The organism is Lacticaseibacillus sp. YLM2-1 (assembly GCF_056583465.1).
In genome coordinates this window covers 329,443-344,313 of record NZ_CM152617.1, presented here as the reverse complement: position 1 = coordinate 344,313, position 14,871 = coordinate 329,443, and the positions used below count along the sequence as shown (strand labels likewise).

14 protein-coding genes and 1 riboswitch are annotated in these 14,871 nt (G+C 47.5%); of the genes, 3 read left to right on the top strand and 11 right to left on the bottom strand.

Annotated features, from left to right (window positions below; all coding sequences use genetic code 11):
• Positions 1-149: 149 nt before the first annotated feature.
• Positions 150-1,070 carry an IS30 family transposase gene (locus AC07KQ_RS01670; protein WP_003574021.1) on the top strand — a complete coding sequence of 307 codons (921 nt, stop codon included), beginning with the start codon at positions 150-152 and terminating at the stop codon, positions 1,068-1,070.
• A 198-nt stretch (positions 1,071-1,268) separates the two neighbouring features.
• On the opposite strand, the gene AC07KQ_RS01665 is transcribed toward AC07KQ_RS01670, so the two are convergent.
• The 10 genes from AC07KQ_RS01665 to AC07KQ_RS01620 all read right to left on the bottom strand — a co-directional run bounded on the left by AC07KQ_RS01665 (position 1,269) and on the right by AC07KQ_RS01620 (position 10,438).
• A complete protein-coding gene (locus AC07KQ_RS01665; RefSeq protein ID WP_480156579.1) occupies positions 1,269-2,717 on the bottom strand; it encodes an APC family permease in 1,449 nt (482 codons plus the stop codon).
• A gap of 384 nt (positions 2,718-3,101) precedes the next feature.
• Positions 3,102-3,929, bottom strand: coding sequence for a bifunctional hydroxymethylpyrimidine kinase/phosphomethylpyrimidine kinase (gene thiD, locus AC07KQ_RS01660; protein WP_274990993.1), 828 nt, complete (start codon positions 3,927-3,929; stop codon positions 3,102-3,104).
• Positions 3,919-4,560, bottom strand: a complete 642-nt coding sequence (gene thiE / locus AC07KQ_RS01655; RefSeq protein WP_003568887.1) for a thiamine phosphate synthase — start codon at positions 4,558-4,560, stop codon at positions 3,919-3,921. Before thiE ends, thiD begins: the two co-directional genes overlap by 11 nt.
• Entirely contained in the window at positions 4,557-5,399 is an 843-nt protein-coding gene (gene thiM, locus AC07KQ_RS01650) for a hydroxyethylthiazole kinase (protein WP_003563190.1), read from the bottom strand. The genes thiE and thiM overlap by 4 nt, the downstream gene beginning before the upstream one ends.
• A 12-nt stretch (positions 5,400-5,411) precedes the next feature.
• Positions 5,412-5,912: an energy coupling factor transporter S component ThiW gene (thiW, locus tag AC07KQ_RS01645; protein WP_003563188.1), complete on the bottom strand. Its 501-nt coding sequence runs from the start codon at positions 5,910-5,912 to the stop codon at positions 5,412-5,414.
• Complete coding sequence (gene tenA, locus AC07KQ_RS01640) at positions 5,893-6,585, bottom strand: thiaminase II (protein WP_003563187.1); 693 nt, start codon at positions 6,583-6,585, stop codon at positions 5,893-5,895. Before tenA ends, thiW begins: the two co-directional genes overlap by 20 nt.
• 87 nt (positions 6,586-6,672) lie before the next feature.
• Positions 6,673-7,320: an energy-coupling factor transporter transmembrane component T gene (locus AC07KQ_RS01635; RefSeq protein ID WP_013245388.1), complete on the bottom strand. Its 648-nt coding sequence runs from the start codon at positions 7,318-7,320 to the stop codon at positions 6,673-6,675.
• A gap of 4 nt (positions 7,321-7,324) precedes the next feature.
• Positions 7,325-8,668 carry an ABC transporter ATP-binding protein gene (locus AC07KQ_RS01630; RefSeq protein WP_003563183.1) on the bottom strand — a complete coding sequence of 448 codons (1,344 nt, stop codon included), beginning with the start codon at positions 8,666-8,668 and terminating at the stop codon, positions 7,325-7,327.
• 6 nt (positions 8,669-8,674) lie between these two features.
• A complete protein-coding gene (locus tag AC07KQ_RS01625) occupies positions 8,675-9,241 on the bottom strand; it encodes an ECF transporter S component (RefSeq protein ID WP_003563181.1) in 567 nt (188 codons plus the stop codon).
• Between the two features lie 156 nt (positions 9,242-9,397).
• Positions 9,398-9,487: riboswitch (TPP riboswitch) on the bottom strand.
• A 702-nt stretch (positions 9,488-10,189) separates the two neighbouring features.
• Positions 10,190-10,438: a hypothetical protein gene (locus tag AC07KQ_RS01620; RefSeq protein ID WP_003577532.1), complete on the bottom strand. Its 249-nt coding sequence runs from the start codon at positions 10,436-10,438 to the stop codon at positions 10,190-10,192.
• 269 nt (positions 10,439-10,707) lie between these two features.
• On the opposite strand from AC07KQ_RS01620, the gene AC07KQ_RS01615 reads away from it, so the two are divergent.
• Positions 10,708-11,349: a GNAT family N-acetyltransferase gene (locus tag AC07KQ_RS01615; protein WP_003563177.1), complete on the top strand. Its 642-nt coding sequence runs from the start codon at positions 10,708-10,710 to the stop codon at positions 11,347-11,349.
• A 240-nt stretch (positions 11,350-11,589) separates the two neighbouring features.
• Here the strand turns inward: AC07KQ_RS01615 and AC07KQ_RS01610 are convergent, their stop codons facing one another.
• Complete coding sequence (locus AC07KQ_RS01610; RefSeq protein ID WP_003563175.1) at positions 11,590-13,230, bottom strand: peptide ABC transporter substrate-binding protein; 1,641 nt, start codon at positions 13,228-13,230, stop codon at positions 11,590-11,592.
• Positions 13,231-13,345: 115 nt separating this feature from the next.
• Between AC07KQ_RS01610 and pepT the strand changes: the two genes are divergently transcribed.
• Positions 13,346-14,593, top strand: coding sequence for a peptidase T (gene pepT, locus AC07KQ_RS01605; protein ID WP_003563173.1), 1,248 nt, complete (start codon positions 13,346-13,348; stop codon positions 14,591-14,593).
• Positions 14,594-14,871: the final 278 nt, after the last annotated feature.

Here is a 14,871-nt window from a genome sequence, read left to right as displayed (position 1 = left end):
GATTGCGTGCTAGTCTGTTCAAGAAGAATGTACAATACACCTAGATTGCATAATTAAAGTTACCACCCAGAAAATGTGAAAAAAGACCTGTCCGTTCTTGCTAAAATGGTGTTTGCATAACATACCATCTAGAGAGAAGGACAGGTCCCATGGCCATTATAACCTTAATTGAACGATCTCAGATAGAACTGATGCAACACCACACGATTCAATACATCGCCGCGACCTTAGGCCGCTCTCGTATTTCTATTAGGCATGAGCTTCACCGTTGCCCTGAAGGTGATTACTGCGCCATTATAGCTCAGGATCATGCCGATACTTGTCGGCATCGTTGTGGTCGGCACTCGATTTTAACGCCTAAGTTGAAGCGGATGGTAACTGAGAAGCTAAACCTAGGTTGGTCCCCTGAAATGGTCGGTTATGCCGTTCACTGTGCGCCACACACGATTTACCACTGGATTTATCAAAGACAAGTCGATTTTCAGCCAAGCCAACTCTTTGATCACGGTAAACGTCATAAAAGAAGACAAGACCTTCGGTCGCGCTATAACCAAGCAGTAGGCACCTCAATTGAGATTCGCAGTGAGTCAGCTAATCGGCGAACCGAAAAAGGACATTTAGAGATGGATACAGTTCGCGGTGGTCGCGGGTCAAAGGCTGCTGTTTTGACCATTGTCGATCGGGTGACACGTTTAATGGCGACAACTAAGCTTGAAAACTTATCACAAAATGCTGTTCTCAAGGGATTTGCAAGACTGATGGTGGACTTTCCGGGTCCGGTTCGATCAGTGACGGTTGATCACGGTAAAGAGTTTTCCTGCGATCAGGCGCTTACAAAGCGCTATCGGATACCGGTTTACTTTTGCCACGCCTATCACCCGAATGAACGGGGCACAAATGAACGGTTCAATCGAGAACTTCGCTACTATTTCCCGAAGGGAACACAGTTTGATCAGGTTTCAGAGACCGATATTCAACAAGCCACAGCGCTTATCAATAACAAACCTAGAAAATGTCTCCGTTGGCAAACCCCAGTTCAAGCAGTGAGCAAGCCTCTTTCTAGGTGGTAACTTTATTATTGCAATCTAGGTACAAATCAAAGTGATGGCACTTCCTTTTTTAAACGTCGTCAATAGACCGATAATCGTCGAAATTACCATCATTATTGTCCTTTGACTACAAAAATGTCGTTAAATTTTGAATGCGTATTCAAAAATGATGAAACATCACCCGCAACATCGTGGTGACGCCTCATCATTTAGATTGGCTTACATGAGCCGTTCTTTTTTAACATCACGCCTTGCTAACAGCGGCATGATGAAGCCAAAACCAAAAAGTACCATCACAGAGATGATATTCATCACCAGTTGATGGGTCCAGCCATTGGTTCCGAAAACAACTTCCTGTGGTAAGAAACCAAGCGTCGCACAGATGAACGTGAAGACAAAGCACCAACCGCCAACTAGATAAGCACCGGCCTTACTTTTGATGAAGGTATAGCCGGAAGTGAACTTGTCTGCTTGCGCCCGCAGCGCCAAGAAAGCCACAAAGACAAGCGCCGTTTTGTATGGCGATACAATACCATTCAAATTCAGTAACCAGTTGAAGATGGCATTAATATTCGGCAGCGTCCCTGACAGCAACAGCAAGAACAGGCAAAGTGAGGCGGTAAAAATATAACTATGGATTGGCCGACCTTGCTTGTTTTTCTGCAACAACCATTTAGGCATGAACCGCATGGCAGTGTCGGCTGACAATACCCGGCTGGAAGCATCAATCAACACCGCTAGCTGGGCGAGCATGAAGAGTAATTGCGTGATGGCAAACAGATACATCAGCACTTTGCCCCATCCCCACGCCTGACCAAGCATGGAAAAGGCATAATAAGCGCCATTCATTTTGAGATCATCTGGCAGATGGTTGGCATTGAACCAAACGCCTAATGCCAGCGATCCAAAAATCACCAAAAAACCGGTCATGAGCGCCAGAGCCCACATGGCTTTAGGAAACTCTTTTTTCGGGTTGCGCAACTGAGCAACATAAGTGGCGCCAAGTTCCGCCCCTGATGTCGCAAAAATCAAGAGTCCGGTCGTGGCAAAGTAATGCAGCGAAAAATGTGGCTTGAACGCGGCCCAACTAAAGGTTGTTGCCGAATGCATGCCTTTGGCCAAACCGGCCGCCGTCAAGTCAACGAATAAAACCGCCATCAAAAACATCGCCGCACCGCCAATTAGCGACATGACTTCAAGTGATCGGGAGAACAGGTTCTCTAACACAATAAATAAAAGAATAATAGCAAAAGTCAGCAGGCCAAAGGTCAGATTCGACATTCGTTTACCCAAACTGTTATCACCCAGAATCATCCAGGAAAGCGCCACGATGACAGCGTTGGAAACATCGACTAAATATGGCAGTGTCTGAGCCCAATAAATCCAGCTTGTCCAGTACCCCCAAGTGTCCCCTAGCGTGCGGCGCATCCAAGTCGCCAAGCCACCGCCTTCATCAACCCGGGTAAAAGTCGTCCCTAATTGTGCCGAAATCAAGGCGTACGGCACGATATAAATCACTAACAGGATGACCCAGTTAACAACAACGGAAAGCCCTTGGTTCTGAAAAGGATAAAAAATATTTTCAAAGCCAATGACCGTAATAAAAACAAGTAAGCTTAAGACTGGCCAGCTCATATACCGCCGGGGCGTCAGTTCTTCTTCTTGCACAATTCAAAGCCTCCAAATACAAACTAAGAGCGCCTGTAGCTCGGTACTGGTCACATATCGGGATGCAGGCTGGTTTGATAGCCTCTTGATGACTGGCTAGTAATTAGGCGTGTTCCCCAAAATGGCCGCCAACTTGGCAGGTCATGAATTGGTACCATCCATTGAAGCGTCACGTTCATCCGCCATCAAAGGCATCGCGCCCTCCTTGATGTCAGTATAGCGGAAACTGGTCTAGAAAAATAGTGTTTCACAACACAACTATCAGTAGTGATCAGGCTTTGCGTGGCTATTTTGCAGGGATTGGCAACGTTTCACAACAACGTGATTGAAAAAATCGACTTTTTCAAAAAACGCCGAAGACATTTCTATCTTCGGCACCCCTTCTTAACCTTGACGCAAACTCACTTTTTCACTCAACTTTGCCCAGTGATTTGTCGGGCCATGACCATGGCCAACTGAAATGCCTTGGCTGATGGCGCCTTGCAGAAAGGCTTTGGCTGTCATGATAGCTGCTTTCAATGGCTGCCCTTTTGCTAACTCTGCAGCGATACATGCTGAGAAAGTATCACCGGTTCCATGCGTGTTCGCAGTGGCAATTCGTGGTGCACTGAGCCAATAACACGTCCCGTCGGCCAATAGAATCAGATCCTCGGCCTTGTGATTCTGACGATGGCCCCCTTTAATAATGACATGCTTGACGCCAAGTGTTTGAATCGTACGCGCCGCCCGAACCATATCCGCATTGGTCACAATTTTTTTACCCACGAGAATTTCTGCTTCGGGTAGATTCGGCGTCACCACATCCGCCAACGGGAGCATCTGTTCTTTGATGGTGACGACAGCTTCCGAGGCAAGCAACGTCGCGCCACCCTTGGCTACCATCACTGGATCGACAATCAGCGGGCCAAAATCAACCTGTTGCAAATTGCAGACAACGGCTTCGACATGCTCACGATCCGCTAACATCCCCGTTTTGGCTGCGCGAATGTCAAAATCGGCAGCTAACGATTGAAACTGGGCGTCAATGAAGCCCGCCGGAATCGGCAGACTGGCCTGGACCCCATACGTATTCTGCGCCGTCAGTGCTACCACAATACTCATCCCAAAGACGTGTCGGGCCTGAAAAGTTTTCAAGTCCGCTTGCAACCCTGCCCCGCCACCGGAATCGGAACCAGCGATGGTGACGACTTGCGGTGTGCGATTAACGGTCATTTGGTAACACCGCCTTTAATTTTGTGCGCAAAGCCTGCACTTTGTGAGCGATATCAGGTGCCTGCATGATTTCGCTCACAATCGCAACCCCGGCGATCCCGGTATCTTTAAACGTCGCCAAGTTGGCTTCTTTGACGCCGCCAATAGCCACGACCGGCACGGCAACTTGTGCAGTGATCGCCTTTAATGTCGCAATCGGGGTCACCGCTGCGTTTGCCTTCGTCTGCGTCGGGAAAATGGCGCCAACCCCCAAGTAATCAGCGCCAGCAGCAACCGCTGCAACCGCCGTCTCGACGGTTTTTGTGGAAACGCCCAATACCTTGTCAGGACCGATCAACTGGCGGGTCATCGCAACAGGCAGCTCATCATCGCCGATATGCACACCAGCTGCATCTACAGCTAAACAAATGTCGACGCGATCATCAATAATCAGCGGGATCTGATAACGGTCAGTGATGAGCTTAACCCGTTGTGCCAATTCAAAATAGGCTCGAGTGCTCAGCATCTTTTCGCGTAATTGCACCATCGTGACGCCATTTTCACAAGCAGCCGCGATTTTAGCCAAAAAAGTTGCTTCGTTGTCATCGTAACGATGGGTGACTAAGTACAGTTTTAGATCTGTTGCGTTCATAACGCTTCCCCTTTCACCATTTGAAGCCAGTCAGCGGTGGCAGCCAGTAAGGAAAGTTGATTCAAGGTACCTTCGCGAAATGCCGCCAGTCCGCCGGTTCGATTCTGCGCAGCTGCTACTTCGCCACAGCAGTTGAAGTAACTCACAGCCACGACGACTGCTGCGTCGTTGGCCAAACCTGTCCCCAACAGCGCGGCAATCAAGGCACCGACAATGTCACCAGTCCCGGTGAAACGATCCAGCTGCGGCACCCCATTTTTCAAATACCAAGTTCCCTTAGCACTCACAACGAGATCAATCTTGCCGGTTGCCAAGAAGGTAGTGGTGGGAAACGCTTGGGTCAGCTGCTGCAAGCTCGCGGCTAGTTCTCCCAAGGCGGTCGCACTTTGATCTAACTGGCTTCCATCAACGCCGCGGCCTGTGCTTTTTAGATCAGCGAATCGGCGCATTTCAGAAATGTTACCTTTGACCACGTTCGGATGATTGACTAACAATTGATGGCCTAAATCATAGCGCAACTGGGTGGCAGAAACGCCGACCAAATCAATCACCGTTGGCTGGTTGGTGGCCTGCGCAAACTTGCCAGCGGCTAATAGATTCTGCTGGCGCACTTCGGAAATGTGTCCAAGATTCAACAGCAACGCATCACTTTGAGCAAAGAATTCCGGGAACTCGCGCTGATCATCAGCCATGACCGGCTTCGCATCAATGTAAAGCAATGCATTAGCCATGGATTCGACGGTGATTTCGTTGGTAATGCATTGCACCAGTGGGGATGATGTTAATGGCAGGGCGGTTTTGAACGCGGTGTAAAAAACGTCAGTGATTGCTTTTGACATGGAAAAAGCCTCCTAGAAAATTTTTTGAATACGCTTGGTGATGCCAATGTGATCAAGTTCATATAGGACAAACAAGCCGATTAACGACCCTGAGATCGATCCACCAAAAAAACGTGGGGTGTAAACGAACCAGTAGAGCGATTGCGCGCTGCCGGTGAACCAAACCATCACGGGATAAGACAGCATGGATCCGATCAAACCAGTGCCAAGAATCTCCCCAGCGGCGGCCCACCAATTGTGTTTGCCAAAACGATAGCCGAGGCCAGCTAAGAGCGCCCCGAATATTGCACCGGTCAATGCCAGCGGTGGAATCCCCAATAATGCCATGCGAATCAGAGCACAACCAAAGGCCATGATGGTGGCATATAGCGGTCCCATCATGGCAGCTGCCACGACATTGACCACGCTGGACATAGGTGCCATCCCTTCAACGCGAAATAAGGGTGAAAGCACCACATCTAAGGCAATCATCATCGCTAATATCGCCAGTTTCTTAACGCTGCTTTGTGTCATCAACCTTTGCTCCTTTCGGCCACGCTTCTAAGTGATACGCCATCTCCCAAAAGCTGTATTCCATTTGACTGCTGATCCGAAACGCAGCCAGCATTTGTTGCTGCTCAGTCGGCATGCTTTGGTCGTACAACCGATCAATCAACGCAATCGCCGCTCGCTGATCGTCCGCGTTGTCCGCACCGCTATAAGTGTCAATCCAGCGCTGATAAATCGGCACGGGTGATTTTCGTTGCTGCAACTGCTGTGCCACCTCCTGATACAACCATGGACATGGCAGCATCCCCGCAATCGCCACATGCGGCGTGCCTTCAACCAATTGTCGGTACATATGGGAAACATAGTGATACGTGGTCGGCGCAATCGTGGTGGCCGCCAGCTCAGTTGTTGAGATGTTCAATTCGGCGAAAAAAACGTGGCGTATCGTAATTTCACCTTGGGCCAAACCTTCAGCCGACTGCAGCGCATAAGCTTTCAATTCCGGCTCCTGCGTCTGTGCGGCAATCAGCGTATATAAATGTGTAAAATGTTGCAGATAATAAGCATCCTGAATCAGATAAAAGCGGAAAATCGCCGGATCAAGGTTGCCAGCTTGTAGCTCCGTAATAAATGGGTGAGTGAAGCTGCCTTCCCAGTACGGAACAACTTGCTGCCGAGCTTTTTCAGAAAATTTCATCATCGTTTGCTCCTTTAATTCTGTCTATCTTGACCATATTCAAAGCCTAAAAACCGTATTTTTACTAGAATCAAGTTTTTTATGACGTTAATGGCCAATAAGATTCACCATCACGAACACTGCGCCTGCCATCAACAAACCGCGGCGGGAACTGGTCAGTTGCCGTTGAATCGTTCGCGAACCACCTTCCGTATAGCCATGCGCATACATGACGGTCACATACTGATCCTGCCAAGCCATCGCAACGAAGATGACCTTGACGTAAATCAGCGGCGACCAAGGACGCAGTTTCTGACCGCGCAGCAGACTCGCTTCCCGAAGATCAGCCACTTCCCGCATGATTTGCGGCAGGGCATGGATGACCACTAATAATCCATAGACAAAATTCGGCGATAGTTTATGCTGCTCAAGCCACAACAATAAGGCTTCCAAATCAACGCCAGTGAGAAACACCAAGCCCAAAGCCGTAAACGCGTATGTTCGGACAAACAGTAACAGCGCATAAGATGTGTCTGTTGCATGAAGCGTGATGGCCCAATAACTGCTCGCCGCTGGGATCAACGGCAGCAGCAGTAACACGATCAAGCTTCTAAAGGCTCGCCGCCACCCAAGAAAACCCAGTGTTAACACGATCAACGCGACATTTAGCTTCACCGCGTGACTAAACGAAATCTCTAGCGTTAAGGCTAGAATCAAGAGGCTCAAGTTAAGTGCATCTGTCTTCTTCTGTGCCATCACGTTACCCCTGCACAACCTGCAACCGCTGATTGGCTAGCAAAACCTGTTGCTGGCTGATGCCGGCTAACGGTACCAATCGGTGCGTCACGATCAAAAACGCTTGCGTGGCCGACTTAGCCTTAATCCATGCGGCAAAGTACTGACAGGCGCGATCATCCAAACCGCTAAATGGTTCATCTAGTAGTAAAAATGACAAATCTAAGCTCAGCATCGTCATCAACTGAACCATCTTTTTCTGGCCTTCACTCAACTGGTAAAGACTAGTGGTCTGCTTTTCTGCTAGTCCAAGATAAGCTAATGCGGCTTGTTGTTTTTCCCGCACCGCAGCCGGTAACGCCGGCCCAAACGCTAGCTCATCAGCCAGCGTCAACGTCACGAATTGTTTTGCCGCGTCTTGCACGGCTAGCGTCATAGTTTGATAAAGTCGTTTCCGGCGACGCAAGCGTTGTTGACCAAGGAACATACGGCCTTGATAGGGATGCAGCTGCACCATTGATCGCAATAAGGTGGACTTGCCACTCCCATTGGCCCCAGTCAAGGTGGTGATGCCATCGTTAAAATCCCAACTCGGTGCTTGAAGCAAGATATGGTGATTTTGCTGGCAGACAACGTTTTCCAGATAGAAGATTTTATTGGTCGCCTGCCGTGGTTGCGTGAGGTTAAAATGCGTCGGTAGCGTGGTCAGCGTTGCGAGTGGTAGCCGACTTAGCTCGCCATTTTTCAAGGCAACCAGTTGATCTGCCACATCGGCATAATTTGTCAGGTCATGCTCTGCGATCACAATTGTTTTGCCATGATCACGTAACGTCCCTAATTTTCCAATTAGCACATGGCGACTTGCCGGATCAATGCTGGCAAACGGCTCGTCCAGTAGCAAAATCGGTGCATCCATCGCCAGCAAAACCGTTAACGCCGCGCGCTGCTTTTCACCGCCTGATAAGGTACTCAAGTCACGATTCAGCAATGCCTGAGTCTCCCCAAGAGCAACCGCCTGGGCAAAGCGCCGCTGAATTTCAGCAACCGGCAAATTCAGATTTTCCAAGGCAAAAGACAACTCACCGCTCAAGGTTCGCATCGTAAACTGCTGGTCAGGGTTTTGAAACATCATGCCAACATGCTGTGCTTTGACTTGCATCGCGGCGTTCCGATCATCATGACCATCCAGCAAAATAGTGCCTTCGTATGGCATCGCTGCAAATCCCGCGATCAAACTGAGCAAAGTCGACTTCCCGCTGCCGCTATCACCGGTTAAAACGGTTAGTGCTCCTGTTGGAAATTCAAAATTCAAGTCCGTAAACAAATCCGTCTCGCGATGAAACCGTATCGCTTTTAACACAATACTCATTTGCCGCTACCTGCTAGCCAAGTGCTTGGCACCAGCCGCCTGTTCATAAAGTTTCAGAACGAGTTGGACCAGCACAACGCCGAAAAAGATCACTGACAACAAGCGAACCACCACAAGCGCCAAAATCATGCCAAGACTGTAAGCGCCGTATCCAAGTTTGAAATACTCGTAGGTAAAACTGAACACCGTGGTCCCAATCGCTGCGTACAAAAGACTCACGGCGTCATAACGCCGATAACGTGTCACCATAAAGCCGGCCTCGCTGCCCAAACCTTGAACAAATCCAGAAAGCAAGACTGCTGGGCCAAAGTACGACCCGTAAAGCATCTCCGCTAAAGCAGCGAAACATTCGCCTAAAATTGAACTGCCTTTTTTTCGCAACAGCATCGTCGTCATCGGCGCCGCCATCACCCACATGCCAAACAACAATTCATTGGCAAACGGTGCATAACCCAGCGGTGTCAAAGCAGCTGCTACAACGGCATAAATCGCATCGGCACCCATGAAAACACCGCCGAAGAGGAAGGCTAAAAACGCCAGCAAAACCACATCGCGCAAAGACCATTTATCCATCAAAATAACCCCCGTTTTCCTCAAATAAAGACAGACGGGGGCTAAAAACGCGAATCATTACCAATCACGCCAACACCTATTCATGTTCAAAAAAGGACCCATCACCAAAATTTGGTGGGGCCCATGAAAACACAAACAAGCATCGTTACAGAACGATTCACTTCTTCGACATTTCCCTGCGGCAGTCCTAACTGCATCAGGTTCCATGGGTATCATCTCAGCTTTACAGCACCCCAAATGTTTCTATTCGATTGTAAAGGGAGTATATCATGTTTTATTTGGAACCGCTAGCAGGCAAGCGCCAACTTCCTCAGTTTTGTTCGAAGCTGATTGATCTAAATGATCTGAAATCATCAGATTTTACAATTTAAAGGTTTATTTCTCTCAGTTAATTAATAACGCATGCAATTAATTCAATTGCTTGTAAAACGCTTTCTAGGTATGCTATAGTCATTTCGCAGGCAGATACACCTTTCTCGTCGATGTGTGGTGAATGGCATCTTCCATACACCACCTTTCTCTGATCTGGTACTATCGTTCATTGATCCACGGTGCCTAAAAGCCGCCGCGTCCCGCACGACGGCTGGGCAGAAATGCCCTCACAGATCCATCCAATGAACGATGGCTACTAGAATAGGCAACTGAAAGCCGTGAAATCCCAGCTGAAGGACTGCGGCTTTTAGTTTGCCTATTTTTCTCGAACTTTGTCGAGCGCCTGTTGGCATTCGGCCACTGCTAAAATGCGCTCACTGGCGCAGAAGCCTGATACTGAATTTGATATCAACGTATTGGTGTTCGCCGTGCTTAAAATGATTTATCCACTAGAAAAAAGCTCACAAGTCATGCTATACTGAGGTCAGAGAAAAAGCCGCCGCGTGCAACCGCGACGGCCGGGCAGAAATGCCCTCACAGAACCATCTAATGAACGATGGCTGTTGGAACAAGCAACTAAAAGCCGCGAGATTCCCCTGAAGGATGCGCGGCTTTTAGTTTGCCTATTTTTCTCGGAGTTGCCCGAGCGCCCTGCGGAATTCGGCCACTGCTAGTAGCAGTCTGGTACTGGCTTTGACTAGCCTTGTTAAGGCAGCCACCAGTATCACGCACGAAACCACACAGGCCGTGATCGTCGTTAATGCAGCGACCACAGACAAGCTTGTGTACCTTTTTCTTCAACGTGTGGCTGATAGGTTTCCCCATACGCACCACCACCTCTCTGATCCGATACCACCGCTCATTATCCTTTTCTGTGTTGCAATCAGTCTATCAGAATAACCGATTCCGTGATGCCTTCGTGACAGCTATACTGCTTTTTAAAAAAGCTTGTTCGAAATTTACAAGCACTTCATCTCTAGGTAAAATGGCGCATATATCACTCTTTTTGTTCCACATATTTTTATCTATTATTTTCTAGAAGTAATGATCAAAGCTATTATTAATCATCATGCCCTTTTAAGGAGGCCATCCCCATGAAAACCACAATCCGCCCCGAACAACCGTCAGATTATCGCCAAGTTGAAACTATTCATCGCAATGCTTTCTGGAATCTTTATGTCCCCGGCGCTGATGAACATTATTTAGCGCATATCATTCGAAATCATGCCGATTTCGTTCCTGAACTGGATCTTGTGCTTGAACGCAATGCACAAGTGATTGGCAATATTATGTACACGAAGGCCAAGTTAGTTGATGAAAATGGTAATGAGAAAACGATTCTGACGTTTGGTCCGGTCGCCATTGATCCAGCCTTTCAGCGGCAGGGTTTCGGTAAGCAATTGATGGAAGTGTCCATGAAGCGAGCTGCTGAACTTGGTTACGACACCATCGTGATTTTGGGTGACCCGGACAACTATGTCGAGCGCGGGTTTAAGAGTTGCCAGAAGTTCAATGTCTGGGCGGCAGATAACACGCAGCCTACTGCCATGATCGTGAAGGTTCTCAAGCCAAATGCACTGGATGGCAGAAAGTGGACTTATCACGAGAGTCCAGCCATGAGCTATGACAAAGAAGACGCGACTCGTTTTGACACCACCTTCCCAGCCAAGGCAAAGGGTTATCAAGCTAGTCAAGAAGCCTTCTATATTTTGAGCCACTCTGTGTTGAAGTCGTGATGTGATGCCATCCCATGAATGGCTTCTGAAGTAAACATGCATCGCCGCGCTTCCCAACCCAGAAACCTGCGTGTCAGAACCTTGGTCGCATTAACCAAAACGCGGCTAACACTCCCAAGGCCGCTTTACGCGCCGGTTTCTAACCGCGCGAGCTCGTTTTCAAAAAATAGCGCGTCATGCTGTCTGGGCTATATCCAGATAAGCATGATGCGCTATTTTGATTAAGCATGTTGTTCGTGACTACTTGATATACGCCGTCTTGAAGTCATACGGGGTGCCGTTTGGATTAAACGATACGCCCTTGACCGTTGGCCGCAGTAGTTGCAGGTTATTCGCCTGATACAGTGGCAACGTGCCTTGATCGTTCATCAAGATCTTTTCAGCATCTTGCAGCATTGTCCAACGTTTCTGCGGTTCATTGCCGTACTTAGTCTCAGTTTCGCTAAGTAATTGATCAAGTTTGGTATTTTTATAACCAGAAGTGTTGTAGCCAGAATTGCTGATCCAAACATCAAGGAAGTTGTAGGCATCGGCGAAGATTGATTGCCAACCAGTCACAACCATATCGTAATTACCAGACATCATGGCTTGTAGCCGTTGCGCCTTAGGAATGCTCTTAATCGTAACTTTGACATGCGGCAAACTTTCGAACGCCCCTTGTAAGTATTCAGCAACTTGCTTAGAAACGTCAGCATCGTCTGCCAACAGCGTCAGGTTAAGCTCACTCTGACCAGATTCTTTCATACCTTCTGCAAATAGCTTCTTGGCCTTTGCCTTGTTATAAGCAACAGCACTCTTGACCTGCGTTGTCTGGGCAAAATCAGCACCTGTTTTTTGGTTGGTCTGTAACCCAATTGGCACGAAGCCCAACGCTGGTTTGGAACCGTCCTTTAAGACGTTCTTAGTGACCGCATTGCGATCAACGACCATTGAAAAGGCTTGCCGAATTTTGAGATTTTTAAAAGCCGGTACCTGTTTTTGATTCAAGTCAACTCGTGTCATATTGGATGACAGACGCTTAATCGCATCCTTATCATTAAGATGTGCCGCGGCCTGCTCACCAGTGAGAACAATTGAATCAAGTTTGTTGGTCTGATAAAGGTTCATACCTGTTTGAACATCCTTGATCACAGTCTCGTTGACTTTGCTCAACTTAACATTCTTTTTGTCCCAATATTCTGGATTCTTAACCAATGTCCAGCTATCACTGGCGCCGTTCCATTTTGTTAATTTAAATGGACCGCTATAAACCTGCGCAGATGATGTTGTCCCGTATGATTTGCCATATTTTTCAACAGTTTTTTGGTTTTGCGGATAATATAATGGGAAAGCTAACATTTTCTTGAAGTAAGCCGTTGGATTCTCCAATGTGATCGTCAGATGTTTGCTATCTGTCGCCTTAATCCCTAAATCACTTGCAGGTTTAGTGCCTTTAATAATAGCACTGGCATTCTTAACTGGCGCGAAGTAAAAGGCATCTGTTGCCTTCGTTTTAGGATCCACTGTGCGTTGCCAACTATAAACGAAATCCTGTGCCGTGATCGGATCGCCATTACTCCATTTTGCATTACGCAAGGTCACATTGTAAGTCATGCCGTCCTTACTAGTGGTCACCTTTTTGGCCAAAGCCAATTGAGTCTTTTGTCCTTTGTCTGTTAGCCGATAAATCCCTTCCTGCGTATTCGTCATCATTTGAAAAGACACGGTATCTGTCGACATAGATGGATCATTGGTCACAATGGAAGAAATTTCTGACCAATTTAGCGTCTGAGCCTTCTTCGATTGACTTGTACTACTACTGCTGTTTGACGAACAGCCAGCAGCTACCAACGCCAATGCAGCGAGTGGCAACATCAGTGTCCATTTTTTTAACTTAAACATATGTATTCCCTCCAAAAATCGCGGTAACAATCAACTATTGACAAAATACTAAGCCAGATCCAAACTTATTGCAATGCAATATTAATATTTTTCTCATTGAAAGGCAGGGATTTCATTGACAATACACATTGATTTGCCACAGTTACAAGCTGACTTTATTCGGTACGCTAAGGTCAATACACGCTCCTATCCAGGGCGTGACACCACACCATCAACGCCAGGGCAGACTGAATTGGCTAAGCTTTTAGTCGCACAACTGAAGGACTTGGGACTCCAAGATGTCGGTCTTAATCCGGCTAACGGTTTTGTGACGGCCACACTGCCGGCCAACACTGACAAGCCGACAAAAAGTTTTGGGATCATCGCGCATTTGGATACCGCGGATTACAATGCGGAAAATGTGCAACCGCAAGTGCATCCTAATTACGATGGCAAACCGATTCATTTTGATAACGGCCTGAGCCTGACTGTTGAGCAGTTTCCAGCATTGAAACGGTATTTTGGCCAAACTTTAATTACCGGTGATGGCACCACATTGTTGGGGGTAGATGATAAAGCCGGGATTGCTGGCGCGGTAGCCACCGCCCGTTATCTGTTGGCTCATCCGGAAGTGAAGCATGGCTTGATCAAATTCGGCTTCGGCCCTGATGAAGAAATCGGGACTGGTGCGGATAAATTTGATGCCAAGGGATTTGCGACTGATTTTGCCTACACTTTGGACAATGGCGATCCTGGCCAAATTGAATATGAAACCTTTAACGCTGCGCAGGCAACGGTGACCATCGAAGGTACTTCGGTTCATCCCGGCGAGGCGAAGGATTTGATGATTAACGCCAATACACTTGGTCGGCAATTGGATGCAGCATTGCCACTGTTTGATCGACCTGAATTCAGTGACGGCCATGAAGGTTACTTCCTGTTACTGAAATTCCATGGCGAAATCAGCGATGCTCAGTTGGTTTATATTATCCGGGATTTTGATCGCCAAAAGTTTGATGCGCGCAAAGCCTACTTTATGAAAACCATTGATGAGTTGAACGCCCCATTTGACCATCCGCGGTTTAAAGTTGAGATGCATGACCAGTATTACAACATGGCCGACATCATCAACAAAGATCCCTATCCGCTGCGCTTAGCTGAAGCTGGCATTCAAGCGGCTGGCATGACACCTAAGACAATTCCATTCCGTGGCGGCACTGATGGTTCAAAAATTACTTATCAAGGCATTCCAACGCCTAACCTGTTCAATGGCGGTATCAACTTTCACGGCCCTTATGAAGTAGTTTCGACTGAAGCGATGGGCAAAATTGCTGAGACCTTGGTTCATATGGCCGAACTGAATGCAGCTGGAACGGTTGGCTAACATACAGTTGATACAATGACGATCAATCATTTACGCACTAAATCGTTTTTCAGAAATCATCTGAGAAACGATTTTTTGTTTGCATAAAAACATCGCCAATGGTTGCTGCAGAATATTTTGACAACACTCTTTGGAGATGAAAATTAACGAAACAACGCTGTTAATATTATTCTATTTATTATGCGGGTAATGATTCTCATCGTATTATAGTCGCTTTCACCTCGTCAGTAATCTGTTTTGTTGTTAAACTACCTGACGGATAACGAGATAAAACATCA

Bases quoted from the DNA above. Each gene is read 5' to 3' on its own strand.
- AC07KQ_RS01670 (WP_003574021.1), top strand. From the start codon at position 150: ATGGCCATTATAACCTTAATTGAACGATCTCAGATAGAACTGATGCAA.
- thiD (WP_274990993.1), bottom strand. From the start codon at position 3,929: ATGACCGTTAATCGCACACCGCAAGTCGTCACCATCGCTGGTTCCGAT.
- thiE (WP_003568887.1), bottom strand. From the start codon at position 4,560: ATGAACGCAACAGATCTAAAACTGTACTTAGTCACCCATCGTTACGAT.
- thiM (WP_003563190.1), bottom strand. From the start codon at position 5,399: ATGTCAAAAGCAATCACTGACGTTTTTTACACCGCGTTCAAAACCGCC.
- thiW (WP_003563188.1), bottom strand. From the start codon at position 5,912: ATGACACAAAGCAGCGTTAAGAAACTGGCGATATTAGCGATGATGATT.
- tenA (WP_003563187.1), bottom strand. From the start codon at position 6,585: ATGAAATTTTCTGAAAAAGCTCGGCAGCAAGTTGTTCCGTACTGGGAA.
- AC07KQ_RS01635 (WP_013245388.1), bottom strand. From the start codon at position 7,320: ATGGCACAGAAGAAGACAGATGCACTTAACTTGAGCCTCTTGATTCTA.
- AC07KQ_RS01630 (WP_003563183.1), bottom strand. From the start codon at position 8,668: ATGAGTATTGTGTTAAAAGCGATACGGTTTCATCGCGAGACGGATTTG.
- AC07KQ_RS01625 (WP_003563181.1), bottom strand. From the start codon at position 9,241: ATGGATAAATGGTCTTTGCGCGATGTGGTTTTGCTGGCGTTTTTAGCC.
- AC07KQ_RS01620 (WP_003577532.1), bottom strand. From the start codon at position 10,438: ATGGGGAAACCTATCAGCCACACGTTGAAGAAAAAGGTACACAAGCTT.
- AC07KQ_RS01615 (WP_003563177.1), top strand. From the start codon at position 10,708: ATGAAAACCACAATCCGCCCCGAACAACCGTCAGATTATCGCCAAGTT.
- AC07KQ_RS01610 (WP_003563175.1), bottom strand. From the start codon at position 13,230: ATGTTTAAGTTAAAAAAATGGACACTGATGTTGCCACTCGCTGCATTG.